The organism is Paraburkholderia sp. CNPSo 3274 (genome assembly GCF_024206475.1).
Taxonomy (GTDB): Bacteria; Pseudomonadota; Gammaproteobacteria; order Burkholderiales; family Burkholderiaceae; genus Paraburkholderia.
The window spans coordinates 73,603-90,784 of the sequence record NZ_JAMBPR010000013.1 but is presented as its reverse complement, the minus strand read 5'-3'; the positions used below and the strand labels follow the sequence as shown (position 1 = coordinate 90,784).

General features: G+C 63.5%; 15 protein-coding genes. 6 read left to right on the top strand and 9 right to left on the bottom strand.

What is annotated here, in order from left to right:
* Positions 1–8 precede the first annotated feature (8 nt).
* Complete coding sequence (locus M3I54_RS11580; RefSeq protein WP_254335909.1) at positions 9–155, bottom strand: hypothetical protein; 147 nt, start codon at positions 153–155, stop codon at positions 9–11.
* A gap of 588 nt (positions 156–743) precedes the next feature.
* Between M3I54_RS11580 and hfq the strand changes: the two genes are divergently transcribed.
* Both hfq and M3I54_RS11570 read left to right on the top strand, forming a co-directional pair.
* Entirely contained in the window at positions 744–1,241 is a 498-nt protein-coding gene (hfq, locus tag M3I54_RS11575) for an RNA chaperone Hfq (protein WP_254335907.1), read from the top strand.
* Positions 1,242–1,462: 221 nt separating this feature from the next.
* Positions 1,463–1,651 carry a hypothetical protein gene (locus M3I54_RS11570; RefSeq protein WP_254335906.1) on the top strand — a complete coding sequence of 63 codons (189 nt, stop codon included), beginning with the start codon at positions 1,463–1,465 and terminating at the stop codon, positions 1,649–1,651.
* Positions 1,652–1,806: 155 nt separating this feature from the next.
* On the opposite strand, the gene M3I54_RS11565 is transcribed toward M3I54_RS11570, so the two are convergent.
* Together M3I54_RS11565 and M3I54_RS11560 are read right to left on the bottom strand one after the other, a co-directional pair.
* Positions 1,807–2,553 carry a DUF2968 domain-containing protein gene (locus tag M3I54_RS11565; RefSeq protein ID WP_254335905.1) on the bottom strand — a complete coding sequence of 249 codons (747 nt, stop codon included), beginning with the start codon at positions 2,551–2,553 and terminating at the stop codon, positions 1,807–1,809.
* 117 nt (positions 2,554–2,670) lie between these two features.
* Entirely contained in the window at positions 2,671–2,742 is a 72-nt protein-coding gene (locus tag M3I54_RS11560; RefSeq protein WP_375542131.1) for a helix-turn-helix domain-containing protein, read from the bottom strand.
* A 131-nt stretch (positions 2,743–2,873) separates the two neighbouring features.
* Between M3I54_RS11560 and M3I54_RS11555 the strand changes: the two genes are divergently transcribed.
* Positions 2,874–3,338: a DUF2147 domain-containing protein gene (locus M3I54_RS11555; RefSeq protein WP_254335904.1), complete on the top strand. Its 465-nt coding sequence runs from the start codon at positions 2,874–2,876 to the stop codon at positions 3,336–3,338.
* A 120-nt stretch (positions 3,339–3,458) separates the two neighbouring features.
* Here M3I54_RS11555 and M3I54_RS11550 read toward each other — a convergent pair whose 3' ends face one another.
* From M3I54_RS11550 to typA, 6 genes are all read right to left on the bottom strand, one after another.
* Entirely contained in the window at positions 3,459–3,890 is a 432-nt protein-coding gene (locus M3I54_RS11550) for a transposase (protein ID WP_254335903.1), read from the bottom strand.
* 195 nt (positions 3,891–4,085) lie between these two features.
* Positions 4,086–5,183, bottom strand: coding sequence for a cell division protein ZapE (gene zapE, locus M3I54_RS11545; protein WP_254335902.1), 1,098 nt, complete (start codon positions 5,181–5,183; stop codon positions 4,086–4,088).
* A gap of 116 nt (positions 5,184–5,299) precedes the next feature.
* Entirely contained in the window at positions 5,300–6,730 is a 1,431-nt protein-coding gene (gene lpdA / locus M3I54_RS11540; protein ID WP_254335901.1) for a dihydrolipoyl dehydrogenase, read from the bottom strand.
* A 101-nt stretch (positions 6,731–6,831) separates the two neighbouring features.
* Positions 6,832–8,094 carry a 2-oxoglutarate dehydrogenase complex dihydrolipoyllysine-residue succinyltransferase gene (gene odhB / locus M3I54_RS11535; protein ID WP_254335899.1) on the bottom strand — a complete coding sequence of 421 codons (1,263 nt, stop codon included), beginning with the start codon at positions 8,092–8,094 and terminating at the stop codon, positions 6,832–6,834.
* A 105-nt stretch (positions 8,095–8,199) separates the two neighbouring features.
* The gene (locus M3I54_RS11530; RefSeq protein WP_254335897.1) at positions 8,200–11,064 is read right to left on the bottom strand and encodes a 2-oxoglutarate dehydrogenase E1 component; all 2,865 of its coding nucleotides are present in this window, start codon (positions 11,062–11,064) and stop codon (positions 8,200–8,202) included.
* Positions 11,065–11,403: 339 nt separating this feature from the next.
* The gene (typA, locus tag M3I54_RS11525) at positions 11,404–13,230 is read right to left on the bottom strand and encodes a translational GTPase TypA (protein WP_254335896.1); all 1,827 of its coding nucleotides are present in this window, start codon (positions 13,228–13,230) and stop codon (positions 11,404–11,406) included.
* 408 nt (positions 13,231–13,638) lie between these two features.
* Here typA and M3I54_RS11520 point away from each other — a divergent pair, with 408 nt between their 5' ends.
* From M3I54_RS11520 to M3I54_RS11510, 3 genes are all read left to right on the top strand, one after another.
* Entirely contained in the window at positions 13,639–14,142 is a 504-nt protein-coding gene (locus M3I54_RS11520; RefSeq protein WP_254335895.1) for a MarR family winged helix-turn-helix transcriptional regulator, read from the top strand.
* Positions 14,143–14,231: 89 nt separating this feature from the next.
* On the top strand, positions 14,232–15,833 hold the full coding sequence (locus M3I54_RS11515; protein ID WP_254335894.1) for an efflux transporter outer membrane subunit: 1,602 nt from the start codon (positions 14,232–14,234) through the stop codon (positions 15,831–15,833).
* A 65-nt stretch (positions 15,834–15,898) separates the two neighbouring features.
* Positions 15,899–17,164, top strand: a complete 1,266-nt coding sequence (locus M3I54_RS11510; protein WP_254335893.1) for an EmrA/EmrK family multidrug efflux transporter periplasmic adaptor subunit — start codon at positions 15,899–15,901, stop codon at positions 17,162–17,164.
* The last annotated feature ends 18 nt before the right edge of the window (positions 17,165–17,182 follow it).

The following is a 17,182-nucleotide window of genomic DNA, read 5'->3' as shown; positions in this document are numbered from 1 at the left end:
CACGCCGCTCAGTAGCCACCGCCCGACGAGCCGCCCGAACTGGTCGACGACGCCCCGCCCGAATTCATGTCGCCGCAAGCCGTGAGGCCTGCACCCGCAACGCCGGCAAGCGCCGCGCAAACGAGACATGCGAGAACTATGCGAAACCGCTTCATGATCCCCTCCATTGAAGTTCATCGCCGATATCGCGTTAAACGTTGCAGCCGGTGCGCTTATTCCGCGCAAGCGGCGATTTCGCCTTTCTCGTGCGCCGCCGCACGGAACGAAGCCCTCGGGCACCGCGAGAATCGTCGCAAGCGGATCGAAATACATCGTGTAAGCGTGGGATTCGGCACGATACCCGACTCGAGCCAGGCTCAAACCGGGCCCAAACCGGCCCAAGCCGGCCTCGAATCGGTCGAGCATGGCGCGCTGTCATGGACTACGCTGTGTGTGTGAGCGCATGCGCGTCGAAAGGTCACGGGTGTGACAGCCCGCGGGCGTATCGCAAGCAGGCCACTTTCCGAAAACCGTTGTCGCTGCACATCGCAACCTGTCATCCGGACGCGCCCGCCTCCCTGCAGCCGACCACAAGGGACGCAGCGATGCATTTTTCGTCAATCTGCGGTTGCGGCCGCGAGCCGGTATAGTTCTGCAGTAAGCTTACTTCCCCGCACGCGCGCTTCGCCGACACAAGGTAGAATCGCGGCGAGCAAACGTTTTCAACTGATTGCGGCATTGCGCCGCCTGGCCAAATCTAGTCCATGCCTTCCGCAGAATCGCACCCGCAAAACGACTTCATGAACGCCGCGCGTAAGGAAAGAAAGCGCGTCGAAATCTATCTGGTCAACGGCATTCGCCTGACCGGATGCATCGAGTCGTTCGATCAGTACCTGGTGATGCTGCGCACGCCCGTCGGCCTGCAAGGCATCTACAAGCGCGCCATTTCGACCATCCAGCTCGACACAGGCACCCGCCCGGGTCCGCGCCCGGGCGGCGCTCGCAGCTCGCACGGCGAGCATACGAGCCGCGGCCCGCACGGCAGTCACGGCGGTCATGGCCCGCGTGAACAACGAGAACCGCGTGAATCGCGCGAGCCGCGCGAGAACTGGTCGGCGCCGTCCGGCGCATCGGGCGCCCCCGGCAACGACCGTGGCTCCCAGGACGGCCCAGTCGTCGTCACACGCCGCCGCCGCCTCTACGGCGCGGTGAACAACGGCGGCAACGGCAGCAACGGCGGCGAAGGCTCGGGCAACAGCTAAGCCGCTGCTGACTGACGTACTCGCTGCGCGTTCCGCCAGTCACGCCGATCTTCAGTACACGGGCGCGCCAAGGCGCGCCCGTGCGTTTGCGCGCGCGTTGCGTGCAGTCGAGTTCAGTTTCGTTCCACTGTCTTCCGAAGCGGTCTGACAGTCGTGGCTCGCGGTCACGATTTTGGCTTTGCGTTATTCTGAGCGTCACGCATATCGCCACGGAGACCGCCATGAGCGCATCCAAGCCGAAAGCCCCGCAACCCTCGCAGGAAGACCCGCTCGACGAAGCGCTCGACGAGACCTTCCCCGCGAGCGATCCGATCGCCGTGGCCCCCTCGCCCACCGGCTCTCAACCGAAGCCCCATTCCGCAGACGAAACCCACAAGGGCCGCGACACGCATCGCCACGGCAAGCACTGAGCGCGCCCTGAGCGATCGCACCATGAAGAAAGGCGGAACGTCCATGACGCTCCGCCTTTTGCGTGCCGCATCTGCGTGTTCCGCACGATCCGTCGCACAACCCGTCGCACGGCGAGGCCCCGGGCAAGCGACCTGGCCACACCGCGTACCGGCGATCAGCGGATCGGCAGACCGCCTTCCACTTGTTGCTGCAGTTCGCGCACCTGACGCTGAACCGTGCGCAGTTGCGCCTGGGCGGCTGTCTTCTGCGCCTGCAAAGCGTTCGCCTGATCGTGGCCCTGCTTCTGCTGGTCCGCGACAAGCGCCTGCTGCTCGCGCGCGATGGCCAGATCTGCCTGGAGCCGGTTCGCATGGTCCTGCGTGAGCGCGATCATGCGGTCCGTGAACGCCTTCTGCGCTTCGAGGCGCGTGCGGCGGATTTCCACTTCGGCGAGCTGCCCCGACTTCATCGCGAAGTCGCGGTAGATTGCCTCAGCGCGCGTCTCGTCGCTCGTCTTGATCACGCGCCAGAACGTCTTGTTCTGGAACAGCGTGACGTAGTACGTCATTTCCTTGCCGTAAAACAGCAAGCTCGCGCCATACGAGCCGTTGTAGGTCGTGCGCAGCTCGGCGAGTTCCGAGCCTCGCAGCATCTGCTGCAGCTCGGCGACGTTACCCGCGGCGTTCTGCTTCGCTTCATCCGGCGTAAGTACGCTCGGCTGGCTCGCTGCCAAAGGCAGCGCAGGGGTTGCGGCCTGCTCGTCCTGCACTGCGGGTGCGGCGGTGGTCTGTGCTACGGGCGCCGCTGCTGCTGCATTTGCTGCTGAATTGTCAGGCGGCGTCTGTGCGCAGCCCGTACCGATTCCCCCGATTAATACCAGCGCCGCCCAGGCGGTGCGACGAACTCTCCACTTGTAGTCCATGTAGTACCTGCTTTGAACAGTTCTAATTTTTACAAATCGGCACAATTATTACTCACTTTCACGTGTTTCGGGCCCCTCGTAGAAAATTTACCGATTACGTATCTATTCCCACAACACTTAGCGAGAAATTCCCAGGAATTGCGCGGTGCCCTTGCGTTGCCAGCCGTTTTGGTCCAGCGCGGCGAGCAGGCCCGCTCAAACTAGAGTTCCTTCTCTCAAACGCGCGCGGTGCTTTCCAGTATCCTGCCCTGACCTTGCGGCGTGCCCGGCCCGACGCACGGTCAGCATCGACACGACAAACAACATCAGTGGAGGAAGACATGAACCGAGTCATGGGACGCGCGGCGCGCCATGTCGCGCTTGCGAGTGCACTGCTGTGCGGCGCCGTCGCCGCGCACGCTCAAACCGACACGCCAGTTGGCGTCTGGCAGACCATTGACGACCACACCGGCCAGCCGAAGGCGCTCGTGCAGATCAGTGCAGACGCGAACGGCGACCTGAGCGGCAAGGTCATCAAGGGACTCAGCGCGAATGACCAGCCCGACCGGCGCTGCACGGCCTGCACCGACTCACGCAAGGATCAGCCGATCCTTGGCATGACGATCATCGACAGCATGAAGAAAACCGGTGAGGAGTACGACGGCGGCCACATTCTCGACCCTGAGAACGGCAAGGTGTACCGCTGCAAGATGCATACGGAAGACGGCGGCCAGAAACTCGTCGTGCGCGGCTATATGGGCATTTCGCTGCTTGGCCGCTCGCAGACGTGGGTGCGTCAGCAGTGAGTGGATGAGTGAGTGGATCGACCTGAGGACCGGTGCGCAAACCGGCAAGGGAACCTGAGAGACGAAACCGGCCGAAGCGCACGCATGAGCCGCTTCGGCCGGACTTCGTAAGCGCCGGTATTACGCCGGGTGACGATACACCGAGCGATAGTTGAAAGGCTGCGACGACGCGGACGCTGCCGGCACGAACGGCGAATTGCGCGGCATGTTGCGCGCCGCTTTTTCTGCGCGGCTCATGTGCTTGCGCATGCGCGTTTCGATGGTGTCGCACAACGCCGCACCGTCTTCGCCGAACAACTCGCCCATCACGCGCTTGAGCACGCCGTTGTAGTGCCAGGTCTTGAAGCGGCGATGGCAGGTTTGATACGAAGGGTAGCGGCGCGGCATGGCCGACCAGGTCGCACCGCTATACATGACCCACACCACGCCGTTGAGCACGGAGCGCGTATTGGCGAGCGGCCGGCCGCGCAACTCGGTGCGCGGGCGCAGTTCGGGCAGGAGCACCATCACGCGCTGCCATTCTTCGTCGGTAATATCGCGATGCGGGGTCATGGACGGTCCTTTGTCAGAAGGTGTACTGACAAACGATATCCACTCGCTCCGGCCGCCCATATCAGACGAGTCCGAATCTTGAAATAGGTGCCGCCGCGCTATTTTGAGACTGGCTTGCCACCAGCGTGGCACCAGCTTCGGTGTGTCGCCGCGGATGCGCCCACCGCCCGCAGTTGCGGTGTGGGCGCCGTGCGATCAGGTCAGCGACGTATCGACAATGCGGCGCGGCGTTTCGAGATATTCCTTCGACTGCATTTCGACGATACGCGACACCGTACGCGTGAACTCGTTGGCCATCGGTCCTTCCACGTAGAGTTCTTCGGGCGGCACCGCGGCCGACATCAGCAGCTTGACCTTGTGGTCGTAGAACACGTCGATGAGCCAGGTGAAGCGGCGCGCTTCGGACTGCATACGAGGCGTCATCTGCGGCACGTCGGACAGGATCACGGCGTGAAAGCGGCTCGCCAGTTCCAGATAGTCGTTCTGCGAGCGCGGACCGCCGCACAGCGTCGCGAAATCGAACCACACCACGCCGTCGGCCTTGCGCAACGCCTTCAGTTCGCGCTTTTCGATGCGCAGCAGCGGGCTTTCGTCGGGGACGGCGGCGAGCTCCGCGAACGAGTGGCGCAACGCCTTGTCGGCGGCGGCGCCGAGCGGCGTGTGATAGACCTCGACCTGCGCAAGCGTGCGCTGGCGATAGTCGACGCCCGCATCGACGTTGAGCACGTCGAGCTTACTCTTGATCAACTCGATCGCAGGCAGCATGCGGTCGCGATGCAGGCCATCGGGATAGAGCAGATCGGGATCGTAGTTGGACGTCATCACGAACTGCACGCCGTTCTCGAAGAGGCGGTCGAGCAGACGATAGAGGATCATCGCGTCGGCGATGTCCGAGACGTGGAATTCGTCGAAGCAGATCAGGCGATAACGCCTCGCAATCCGGCGCGCGAGTTCGTCGAGCGGATCGGCCTGGCCCTTGAGCTCTTCGAGTTCGCGGTGCACCTCGCGCATGAATTCGTGAAAGTGCAGACGCGTCTTGCGTTGCAGCGGCACGACTGCATAGAAGCTGTCCATCAGAAAGCTCTTGCCGCGCCCGACACCGCCCCACATGTACACGCCGCGCGGCAGGTCAGGGTGAACGAGAAACTTCTTGAGCGCGTTCGAACGCCGCGACTTGTATGCAGCCCACTCGTCGTAGCACCGCTGCAGCCGGTCGATCGCGGCGCGTTGCGCCGTATCGGGCTGGTATCCCCGCTTCTGCAGTTCGTTTTCGTAGTATTCGGTGACGTTCATTTTCTGGGCCGCAAATGAGGAAAGGCGGGAGAGCAAAAGCCCACCCGCCTCCGTACGTGATGCTGGGTATTGCGGAGCAGAGCGGCCAAAAAATTCGGCCGCCCTGCCCTTGGCGCTTACATGTTGAGAGCGCGCTTGTCAGTGGCGAGTGCAGCTTCGCGCATGACTTCGGACAGCGACGGGTGCGGATGGCAGATGCGGCCGATGTCTTCGGCGGCAGCCTTGAATTCCATCGCCACCACGGCTTCCGCGATCAGGTCCGATGCGTTGGCCGAGATGATGTGCACGCCGAGCAGTTCGTCGGTCTTGGCGTCGGCGATCATCTTCACGAAGCCGTCCGACTTGTTGATGCCAAGCGCGCGGCCGTTCGCCATGAACGGGAACTGGCCCGTCTTGATGTCACGGCCTTCTGCCTTGAGCTGCTGCTCCGTCTTGCCGACCCATGCGATTTCCGGCTCGGTGTAGATCACCCACGGAATGCAGTTGTAGTCGATGTGCGGCTTCTGGCCGTCGATGATCTCGGCCACCAGCACGCCTTCGTCTTCTGCCTTGTGCGCGAGCATCGGGCCACGCACCACGTCGCCGATCGCGTACACGTTCGGCACCGACGTTGCGCAGTGGTTGTCCACGTCGATGAAGCCACGCTCGTTGGCCTTCAGGCCGATCGCTTCGAGACCGAGGTTGTCGGTATTCGGCACGCGGCCAACCGACACGATCAGGCGGTCGGCTTCGAACACTTGCGCGTTGCCGTCCTTGTCCGTGTAGTTGATCGTGACGTTCTTGTCGGTCGCCTTCACTTCGCCGACCTTCACGCCAACGTGAATGTCGAGACCCTGCTTCTTGAAGAGCTTCGCCGCTTCCTTCGCGAGCGCCTGGTCAGTCGCACCGAGGAATTCCGGCAGCGCTTCGAGGATCGTGACGTCGGCACCGAGACGGCGCCACACCGAGCCCAGCTCCAGACCGATCACGCCTGCGCCGATCACAGCCAGCTTCTTCGGCACGCTGTCGAACGTGAGCGCGCCTTCGTTGTCGGAGATGATCTTGTTGTCGACCGGAATACCCGGAAGATGGCGCGCCTTCGAGCCCGTCGCGATGATCACGTTCTTCGCCGTGACGACTTCGGTTTCGCCTTCGCCGCTCACTTCGATCTGCACGCCGGCGTCGTTCTTGCCGGTGAACTTGCCGTGACCCTTGAGCCACGTGATCTTGTTTTTGCGGAACAGGAACTCGATCCCCTTCGTCATCTTCTCGACGATGCCTTCCTTGCGCTCGATCATCTTCGCGACGTCGATCTTTACGTCGCCCACGCTGATGCCGTGGTCAACGAGATGATGCGCGGCGTTCTCGAACTCTTCCGACGAGGCGAGCAGCGCCTTCGACGGAATGCAGCCCACGTTCAGGCAGGTGCCGCCGAGCTTCAGCGTGCCGGCCGGGTTCTTCCACTTTTCGATACACGCAACCGACTTGCCGAGCTGTGCGGCGCGGATCGCCGCGATATAGCCGCCGGGGCCGGCGCCGATCACGACGACGTCAAATTCTTTGGACATGTTCATCCTTTCGAGACGTGAGCGCGGCGCGCGGAGCCCGGTTTCCGGAATCCGCGCGCACGGCGCTCAGTGTGAGACTTGATGCTTGATGAGGCCGATCTTTACAGGTCGAGCAGCAGACGAGCCGGATCTTCCAGCGCGTCCTTCATCGCGACCAGCGACAGGACGGCTTCGCGGCCGTCGATGATGCGGTGGTCATACGACATCGCGAGGTAGTTCATCGGGCGGATCACGATCTGGCCGTTCTCCACCACGGCGCGTTCCTTCGTGGCGTGCACGCCGAGGATCGCCGACTGCGGCGGGTTGATGATCGGGGTCGAGAGCATCGAGCCGAACACACCGCCATTCGAGATCGAGAACGTACCACCCGTCATTTCTTCGATCGAGAGCTTGCCGTCCTTGGCCTTCTGGCCGAATTCGGCGATCTTCTTCTCGATGTCGGCGAGGCTCATCTGGTCTGCGTTGCGCAGGATGGGCACCACCAGACCGCGCGGCGAGCCGACCGCGATACCGATGTCGAAGTAGCCGTGGTAGACGATGTCGTTGCCGTCGATCGACGCGTTGACGAGCGGGAACTTCTTGAGGGCGTGCACCGCGGCCTTCACGAAGAACGACATGAAGCCGAGCTTCACGCCGTGTTCCTTCTCGAACTTGTCCTTGTACTTGTTGCGCAGGTCCATGACCGGCGCCATGTTCACTTCGTTGAACGTCGTGAGGATGGCGTTGGTTTGCTGCGACTCGAGCAGACGCTCTGCGATACGCGCACGCAGACGCGACATCGGCACGCGCTGTTCCGGACGATCGGTGAGCCAGTTCGCAGCCGATGCCGGTGCGCTGACTTGCGGCAGCGACGGCTTGGCGGCGGCAGGCTTGCCAGCCGGTGCTGCTGCCGGAGCGGCCTTCGGTGCGCCAGCACCGAGCACGTCCTGCTTCGTGATGCGGCCGTCACGGCCCGTGCCGGCGACGTCGCCGCCTGCGAGACCCTTCTCTGCCATCAGCTTGGTCGCTGCGGGCGAGGCCACGGTGCTGCTTGCCGTCGATGCGGCAGCGGCCGGTGCGGCTGCCGGGGCAGCAGCAGCCGGTGCGGCGGCGGCTGCGGGAGCAGCGGCGGCGCCGGCCTTGGCTTCCGTGTCGATCTTTGCGATCACCTGTTCGCTCTCGACGGTTGCGCCGTCGCCGATCAGGATCTCGGCCAGCACGCCGGCTGATGGCGCGGGCACTTCGAGCACGACCTTATCGGTTTCGATCTCGATGACGACTTCGTCCTGGGCAACAGCTTCGCCCGGCTTCTTCTTCCACTGCAGCATCGTGCCTTCCGACACCGACTCCGAAAACTGCGGGACCTTCACTTCTACGATAGCCATGTGATTTTCCTGAATACTTTATCGGGGACATCCCCGTATGACGAACCGGTCGCGCACATGAGCGCGGGAAAGCGCGAGGCTTTCCCGGTTCGGTTGCTCTAGTGCTTACTTCGCGACCTGCGCGCCCTTCAGGCGGCCGAATGCACCTTCGATCAGCGCCTTCTGCTGCTCGTAGTGCTTCGCGTAGTAGCCAACAGCCGGCGAGGCGGAAGCAGGACGGCCGCTGTACGCGAGCTTCATGCCTTCCTTCATGCCTTCCTTCAGGTGGTGCTCGATGTAGAACCACGGGCCTTGATTCTGCGGCTCGTCCTGCACCCAGACCACTTCGGTCGCGTTGTCGTACTTCTTCAGTTCCGCTTCGAACTGCTTGTGTGCGAACGGATAGAGCTGTTCGATACGGATGATCGCGACGTCGTTCGCCTTGGCTTCACGGCGATGCGCGACGAGGTCGAAGTACACGCGGCCCGAGCAGGCGACCACACGCTTGACCTTCTTCGCGTCGATGCTTTCGTCCACTTCGCCGATGACCGGCTGGAACGTGCCCTTCGCGAGTTCGGACAGGTCCGAGACGGCTTCCTTGTGACGCAGCAGCGACTTCGGCGTGAAGATGATGAGCGGCTTGCGGAACAGGCGGATCATCTGACGGCGCAGCACGTGGAAGATCTGGGCCGGCGTGGTCGGCTGAACGACCTGCATGTTGTGCTCGGCGCACAGCTGCAGGAAACGTTCGATACGTGCCGACGAGTGCTCCGGACCCTGGCCTTCGTAGCCGTGCGGCAGCAGCATCGTGAGACCCGAAACACGGCCCCACTTCACTTCGCCCGACGAGATGAACTGGTCGATTACGACCTGCGCACCGTTGACGAAGTCGCCGAACTGGCCTTCCCACGCGACGAGCGTGTTCGGCTCGGCGGTCGAATAGCCGTATTCGAAGCCCAGCACGGCCTCTTCCGACAGCACCGAGTCGATCACCGTGAACTGCGCCTGGTTCTCGCCGATGTTCTGCAGCGGCACGTACGTGCCGTCGTCCCAGCGTTCGCGGTTCTGGTCGTGCAGAACGGCGTGGCGGTGCGTGAACGTGCCGCGGCCCGAGTCCTGGCCCGTCAGGCGAACTGCGTAGCCCGAAGCGACCAGCGACGCGAACGCGAGGTGCTCGCCCATACCCCAGTCGAGCTTCGCTTCGCCCTTGCCCATCGCGCGGCGGTCGTTGATGACGCGCTCGACCAGCGGGTGAACCTTGAAGTTCTCGGGGATCGTGGTGATGCGCTCAGCCAGACGCTTGAGTTCGGCGAGCGGCACTGCCGTATCTGCTGCGTCGGTCCACTTGCGGTTCAGGAACGGAACCCAGTCCACCGCGTACTTGCTCTTGTAGTTCGAGAGCACGGGGTCGACCGTGTGGTGGCCTTCGTCCATCGCGGCGCGGTAAGCCTTGACGTAGTTGTCTGCGTCTTCAGCCGTGATCACACCTTGCTGCACGAGCTTCTCGGCGTACAGCGCACGGGTGCCCGGGTGCTTCGCGATCGTCTTGTACATCAGCGGCTGCGTGACAGCCGGGGTGTCCTGCTCGTTGTGGCCGAGCTTGCGGAAGCAGATGATGTCGACGACGACATCCTTGTGGAACTGCATACGGAAATCGATCGCGAGTTGGATAGCCAGCACGACCGCTTCCGGATCGTCGCCATTCACGTGCAGCACCGGCGCTTCGATCATCTTGACCACGTCGGTACAGTAGAGCGTCGAACGCGCATCGCGCGGGTCGGACGTCGTGAAACCGATCTGGTTGTTGATGACGATGTGCAGCGTGCCGTGCGTGCCGTAACCGCGCGTTTGCGCGAGGTTCAGCGTTTCCATCACGACGCCCTGGCCTGCGAAGGCCGCGTCGCCGTGGATCTGCACCGGCAGCACCTGCAGGCCGTCCGCGTCGCCGCGTCGGTCCATACGGGCCTTGGCCGAACCTTCAACCACCGGGTTGACGATTTCGAGGTGCGACGGGTTGAACGCGAGCGACAGGTGAACCGGACCGCCTTCGGTCGAGACGTCCGACGAGAAGCCCTTGTGGTACTTCACGTCGCCTGCCGGCAGGTCGTCGACGTGCTTGCCTTCGAATTCGGCGAAGAGGTCAGCCGGCATCTTGCCCAGCGTGTTGACCAGCACGTTCAGACGGCCACGGTGAGCCATGCCGATGACGATTTCCTGCACGCCCTTCGCGCCTGCGTGACGGACGGTTTCGTCCATCGCGGCGATGAAGGACTCGCCGCCTTCGAGCGAGAAGCGCTTCTGGCCGACGTACTTGGTGTGCAGGAAGCGCTCGAGACCTTCGGAGGCCGTCAGGCGCTGCAGGATGTGTTTCTTCTTGTCGTTCGAGAAGTTCGGCGTCGAGCGGATCGACTCGAGACGCTCCTTCCACCAGCGCTTCTGTTCAGGATCGCTGATGTACATGTACTCGGCGCCGAGCGTACCGCAGTACGTATCGCGCAGCGCCTTGACGATCTCGCGCAGCGTCGCGCGCTCGAACCCGAAATAGAGGTTCGTGGCGCTGAACGTCTGGTCCATGTCGGCTTCGGTGAAGTCGTAGAACGCAGGCTCGAGTTCGGGAATGTTCGGACGTTCGCGGCGCTTGAGCGGATCGAGATTGGCCCATTGCGAGCCGAGGAATCGATAAGCACCAATCAGGGACTGAACGTAGACTTGCTTGCGCGCCGTGGCGAGATCTTCGCCGGCACCGCGCGGAACAAATGCGTTGGCCTTCGCGCGTTGAGCGAAGGATTCGACGATCGGCCCGTGGGCGATGTCGTTGTCGGCCGTGCCACTCGACGACGGCACGTTTTGCAGTGCGTCGAAGTATTCACGCCAGGTGTCCGGAACGGACGCAGGGTTGTCAAGATATGCTTCGTATAGCTCTTCGACATACGGAGCATTGCCGCCGAACAAATAGGAGTTCAGCTGGAATTGCTTCATCGTTTCCGACATTTACGCTCACCTTTCTTCGAGTTTCTCGAGAAATAGCGGGTTACTCAACCTTCCGCGCCACGGCCTGACCGTTTAGCGGATTGCGAATCAAGTCTGCTTGGAAGGACCTAAATCATGCATCCGCGGAGTATAGCGCATATGCGCATCTCTCCACAGGATGCAATGCGACCGAACACCACCCGGGAACCCTTTTTATATGGGCCCTTGCGGCATTCGCAACGCTCTCTTCCCGCACCGCAATGCAATCTCCGCCAGACGCAAAAAAGCCGCCCATCAAGCGGCGGCTTTTCTGTGAGTCTGTATGCATTGCAGTGCGGAAAAAAGCGATAAAACTGCAAATTACTCGGCAGCGCCTTCGCGGCTCGCGCGGCGACGCTCGTGCTCTTTCAGGTGACGCTTGCGCAGACGGATCGACTGCGGCGTGACTTCCACGAGCTCGTCGTCGTCGATGAATTCCACTGCGTATTCGAGCGACATCTGGATCGGCGGCACGAGGCGCACGGCTTCGTCGGTGCCCGAGGCGCGCACGTTGGTGAGCTGCTTGCCCTTGATCGGGTTCACGACGAGGTCGTTGTCGCGGCTGTGGATACCGATGATCATGCCTTCGTACAGCGCGTCGCCCGGCTTCACGAACATGCGGCCGCGGTCCTGCAGCTTCCACAGCGCGTAGGCGACAGCGGCGCCGTCGTCCTGCGAGATCAGCACGCCGTTGCGGCGCTCGCCGAGCGTGCCTTCCTTGATCGGGCCGTAGGCGTCGAACACGTGGCTCATGAGACCCGTGCCGCGCGTGAGCGTCATGAACTCGCCCTGGAAGCCGATCAGGCCGCGGGCCGGAATGCGGTACTCAAGACGCGTGCGGCCGCGGCTGTCCGACGCCATGTCGAGCATTTCGCCCTTGCGGCGACCCAGCTCTTCCATCACGCCGCCCTGGTGGCCGTCTTCGACGTCCACGGTCAGCATTTCGTACGGCTCCTGCTTCACGCCGTCGACTTCGTGCAGCACCACGCGCGGACGCGACACGGCCAGCTCGTAGCCTTCGCGGCGCATGTTTTCGATCAGGATCGTGAGGTGCAGTTCGCCACGGCCCGACACTTCAAACGTGGTTTCGTCGCCGGTGTCCTTCACGCGCAGCGCGACGTTGTGGTTCAGCTCCTTCGTGAGACGGTCGCGGATCTGGCGGCTCGTCACGAACTTGCCTTCGCGGCCTGCGAGCGGCGACGAGTTCACGAGGAAGTTCATCGTGAGCGTCGGCTCGTCCACCGTGATCATCGGCAGTGCTTCGGGGGTGTCGACCGCGCAGATCGTCGCGCCAATGCCGATGTCTTCGATGCCGTTGATCAGCACGATGTCGCCGGCTTCAGCCGATTCGACCTGCACGCGCTCGAGGCCGCTGAACGACAGCACCTGGTTGATCTTGCGGTTCATCACCTCGCCGTCCGGACCGAAGCGCAGCGCCACCGGCTGACCCGGCTTGATGCGGCCGCGCTTGATACGGCCCACGCCGATACGGCCGACGTAGGTCGAGTAGTCGAGCGACGTGATCTGCAGCTGAAGCGGACCTTCCGGGTCGGCGTCGCGCACCGGCACGTGTTCGAGGATCGCCTCGAACAGGGGCCGCATGTCGCCTTCGCGCGCGTCGTCGGTGAGCGACGCGTAGCCGTTCAGGCCCGAGGCGTACACGACCGGGAAGTCGAGCTGCTCTTCGGTCGCGCCGAGCTTGTCGAACAGGTCGAAGGTCTGGTTGATCACCCAGTCGATACGGGCGCCCGGACGGTCGATCTTGTTGACGACGACGATCGGCTTCAGGCCGAGCGCGAGCGCCTTCTTCGTGACGAAGCGCGTTTGCGGCATCGGGCCTTCCACGGCGTCGACGAGCAGCAGCACCGAGTCGACCATCGAGAGCACGCGCTCCACTTCGCCGCCGAAGTCGGCGTGGCCCGGGGTGTCGACGATGTTGATGTGGGTGCCTTCGTACTCGACCGCGCAGTTCTTGGCGAGAATCGTGATCCCGCGCTCTTTTTCGATGTCGTTCGAGTCCATGACGCGTTCGGCGATCTGCTGGTTGTCGCGGAAGGTGCCGGACTGGCGCAGCAGTTGGTCGACGAGCGTGGTCTTGCCGTGGTCGACGTGGGCAATGATGGCGATGTTGCGAAGAGCGCGGGACATAGGAACCTGGGTACAGTTGAGTGCGCCGCGCATGCCCTGCTGGCAGGCCCGGCGAGGGCGCGCGGCCGCCGCTTCGATCCACCCGGACTACTGCCGGCGGGTCAATTCAGCATCGCTGCGATGACGCACTTTTGGGAACCTGAAATTATAGCACGCGCAGATGAATTGATCTTGCGCATATCGGGGAGCACCCTGGATTGGGGTGGCCGGCGTCGCAATCGCGCAACGCGGGCAAGATCCGATGGGCGCACCGGCGCGCCGCTCATGCCGCATTGTCCCATGCCCGCGGGGCCGGATTAAGCCCCTGTCCTGCAAAGGTTTCTCGGCAAAGGCAGAATAAACCTTGCCGCGTCAACTAACCGCCCCTATAATCCCTGCCTGGTCAACCATTGCACTCGCAGCAGAATCATGACGGATCCGACTCCCACGCCCCCGCCCGAAGTCCGCGATTACGATCTCGGCGAGAGCGTCGGCTACCTGATCTCGCGGGTGAAATCGACCATGTCGAACATGGTCACCCAGCGCGCCGTTGCCGAACTCGGCGTAACGAGCCAGCAGGCCAGCATCCTCTTCATGGTAGCGAGCGGCAAATGTCTGCTCGCGGCCGAACTCGCCCGCGAGTACGGCATCGACGCGAGCGCCGTCACACGCCTGGTCGACCGGCTGGAGAAGCGCGGGCTCCTGAAGCGCGTGCGCAGTTCCGAAGACCGCCGCGCGGTACGCCTCGCGCTCACGCCCGAGGGCCTTGCCATCGCCGCGCGCATGCCGGCGATATTCCGCAGCGTCACGGAGCATGTCTCTGCCGGATTTACGCCTGAGGAAGTCGGCTTCCTGAAGAGCATGTTGAGGCGGATTCTTTCGAATAGCTGCGAAGCTAGCCAGAGTTCGAACCCAAATCCGCCCGAGAATTGATGACGGGGCAAGCAAATTTGAAATCGCCGAACAAGAAAATAACTGCATCGTCCAGTATCACCACACACTCTCACGCATCGAGACGAGCAATGAAATCCCAAACCGAGTTTGCGCCAGCTCCGGCCGTGCGGGCACAGTCCTGCCGGGCGGCGGTCGCCGCCGCGGTCGCGGCGCTCGCCCTTGCGGGTTGCGCGAACTATATCGGCATCAAGAGCGACAAGACCATCGATCAGCCGCAACAGTTCGAAAGCTCGCAGAGCATTCCGGCGCAAGGCGGCCAGTGGCCCACGCTCGACTGGGCGAACCAGTTCGGCGACCCGCAGTTGCCGAAGCTGATCGATGAGGCGCTCGAAGGCAGCCCGACCATCGCTCAAGCGCAGGCGCGCATTGCCAAGGCGTCGTCGTACATCGAAACCTCGCGCTCGGCGCTCTTCCCGAAGGCCAACCTGAGCTATTCATGGACCCGCGAGCTGTACTCGGCCAACGCCCTTTTTCCGCCCCCGTACGGCGGCACGTGGTATAGCGAGAACAACGTGCTCGCCAGCGCCTCGTGGGATCTGGACCTCTGGGGCAAGAACCGCCAGCGCCTCGCGCAAGCCGTTTCCGCACAACGTGCCGCCGAGGCGGACATGCAGCAGGCGCGCGTCGCGCTCGCCTCTTCGGTTGCGCGCACGTACAACCAGCTCGCCCAGCTCTACGAGCTGCGCGACATCGCCGTGCACGAGATCGACAACCGCAAGACCATCGGCACGATCACGAACGGCCGCGTGGTGGCGGGCCTCGACACCAACGTCGAGAAACAGACCGCGAACGGCAACATCGCGACGAGCCAGGCGAACCTCTCGCAGATCGACGGCCAGATCGAATCCGTGCGCTATCAGCTCGGCGCGCTGCTCGGCAAGGGCCCCGACCGTGGCCTGCAAATCGCGCAACCGGTGCTCAACCCGGTCGCCAACGTCGCCCTGCCTGACAATCTGCCCGCCGACCTGCTCGCGCGCCGCCCCGACATCGTCGCCGCGCGCTGGCAGGTGGAAGCCGCGATGCACGACGTAAAGGAAGCCAAGGCCGAGTTCTATCCCGACGTGAACCTCGCGGCCGGCTTCGGCTTCGACGCGTTCGGCTGGGGCAAATTCCTGAACTTCACGAGCCGCCAGGCGAACATCGGGCCGGCCGTGCATTTGCCGCTCTTCGACGCGGGCGCGTTGCGTGCGCAGTTGAAGGGCCGCTACGCCGACTTCGAGCTCGACGTGGCGAACTACAACCAGACGCTCATCGGCGCGTTCCAGGACGTGGCGACCAACGTATCGACGATCCGCTCGGCGGACAAGCAGCTCGTGGACGCCGATCGCGCGCTCGACGCGTCGACCAAGGCCTGGCAGCTCGCGGTGATCCGCTACAAGGCGGGGCTCTCCGAGCAGCTTCAGGTGCTCAACGCCGACCAGAACCGCCTAGCCGCGGAGCAGACGGTGTCGAACCTGAAGGCGCAGCGCCGCGACCAGCAGATGGCGCTCATCAAGTCGCTTGGCGGCGGCTTTGAAGCGCAAGGCGCGGGTCTCACGCCGCCCGCCGAAGTCGGCAGCGAAGCGCGGGGCCAGAGCGACGTGAACGGTGCCCCGTGGCGCGGTACGCGCTCGCCGCAGAACGCGGCGGCAGCGACGAACGCGGCCAACGCTACGCCTGCGTCGAATTGAGCGCCGAGCAGCACACGAACATCAAAAACTGAACGAACAGCACGCAAGCATCCGGAGATCCTTCCATGAGCACCCCCCAGCAGCCGGCGGCCAATCCGCAGCCGAACGCGAACAGCGGCAAGCGCAAGCGCATGATGACGCTGCTTGTCCTCGTGATCGTGATTGCAGCCGTTGCCTACGGCCTCTACTACTTCCTCGTCGCGCGCTTTACCGAAAGCACGGACGATGCCTACGTGAACGGCAACGTCGTGCAGATCACGCCGCAGGTTACCGGCACGGTCATCGCATTGAAAGCGGACGACACGCAAACCGTGAATGTCGGCGACCCGCTCGTACTGCTCGACCCGGCCGACGCGCGCGTCTCGCTCGAGCAAACTGAAGCGCAACTCGCGCAGACGGTGCGCCAGGTGCGCGGCCTCTTCGCCGACGACAGCCAGTACGAAGCGCAAGTCGCCCAGCGTCAGTCCGACCTCTCGCGTGCGCAAGACGACCTGCACCGCCGCATGCAGGTCGCGCAGACGGGCGCCGTCTCGCAGGAAGAGATCTCGCACGCCCGCGACGCCGTGCGCAGCGCCGAAGCCGCGCTCGAAGCCGCACAGCAGCAGCTCGCCGCGAACCGCGCGCTGACCGCGAACACGACCATCGCCAATCACCCGAACGTGGAGGCCGCCGCAGCCAAGGTGCGCGACGCCTATCTGGCGAATGCGCGCAACACGCTGCCCGCGCCGGTTACCGGCTACGTGGCCAAGCGCTCGGTGCAGGTGGGCCAGCGCGTCTCGCCGGGCAATCCGCTCATGTCGGTGGTGCCGCTGAACTCGCTGTGGATCGACGCCAACTTCAAGGAAGTGCAGCTCAAGCACATGCGCATCGGCCAGCCGGTCGAGATGACGGCCGACGTGTATGGCTCGTCGGTCGTCTATCACGGCAAGGTGGTGGGCTTCTCGGCGGGCACGGGCTCGGCCTTCTCGCTGCTGCCCGCGCAGAACGCGACGGGTAACTGGATCAAGGTGGTGCAGCGCCTGCCGGTGCGTATCTCGCTCGATCCGGAAGACCTGCTGAAGCACCCTCTGCGTATCGGCCTCTCGATGCAGGTGGACGTGAACATCCGCAACGATTCGGGCACGCAGCTCGGCAATGCGCAGAACACCGTCTACGAGACCGATGTGTTCGCCAAGTACGGCGCAGAAGCCGACGCGGAAATCGCGCGCATCATCGCCGAAAACGCCGGTCCGAATGCGCACAAGGCGGCTAACAACGCCAGCAGCGCGACCGGCAACGCAGCCGCCAGGGCGCAGGTGTCGTCCGCTCACGCGGCGAAGCCGGGCGCGTAAGGCTGATCGAAGCCCTGA

Coding starts and splice junctions, on each gene's coding strand:
- M3I54_RS11580 (WP_254335909.1), bottom strand. CDS start 155: ATGAAGCGGTTTCGCATAGTTCTCGCATGTCTCGTTTGCGCGGCGCTT.
- hfq (WP_254335907.1), top strand. CDS start 744: ATGCCTTCCGCAGAATCGCACCCGCAAAACGACTTCATGAACGCCGCG.
- M3I54_RS11570 (WP_254335906.1), top strand. CDS start 1,463: ATGAGCGCATCCAAGCCGAAAGCCCCGCAACCCTCGCAGGAAGACCCG.
- M3I54_RS11565 (WP_254335905.1), bottom strand. CDS start 2,553: ATGGACTACAAGTGGAGAGTTCGTCGCACCGCCTGGGCGGCGCTGGTA.
- M3I54_RS11555 (WP_254335904.1), top strand. CDS start 2,874: ATGAACCGAGTCATGGGACGCGCGGCGCGCCATGTCGCGCTTGCGAGT.
- M3I54_RS11550 (WP_254335903.1), bottom strand. CDS start 3,890: ATGACCCCGCATCGCGATATTACCGACGAAGAATGGCAGCGCGTGATG.
- zapE (WP_254335902.1), bottom strand. CDS start 5,183: ATGAACGTCACCGAATACTACGAAAACGAACTGCAGAAGCGGGGATAC.
- lpdA (WP_254335901.1), bottom strand. CDS start 6,730: ATGTCCAAAGAATTTGACGTCGTCGTGATCGGCGCCGGCCCCGGCGGC.
- odhB (WP_254335899.1), bottom strand. CDS start 8,094: ATGGCTATCGTAGAAGTGAAGGTCCCGCAGTTTTCGGAGTCGGTGTCG.
- M3I54_RS11530 (WP_254335897.1), bottom strand. CDS start 11,064: ATGTCGGAAACGATGAAGCAATTCCAGCTGAACTCCTATTTGTTCGGC.
- typA (WP_254335896.1), bottom strand. CDS start 13,230: ATGTCCCGCGCTCTTCGCAACATCGCCATCATTGCCCACGTCGACCAC.
- M3I54_RS11520 (WP_254335895.1), top strand. CDS start 13,639: ATGACGGATCCGACTCCCACGCCCCCGCCCGAAGTCCGCGATTACGAT.
- M3I54_RS11515 (WP_254335894.1), top strand. CDS start 14,232: ATGAAATCCCAAACCGAGTTTGCGCCAGCTCCGGCCGTGCGGGCACAG.
- M3I54_RS11510 (WP_254335893.1), top strand. CDS start 15,899: ATGAGCACCCCCCAGCAGCCGGCGGCCAATCCGCAGCCGAACGCGAAC.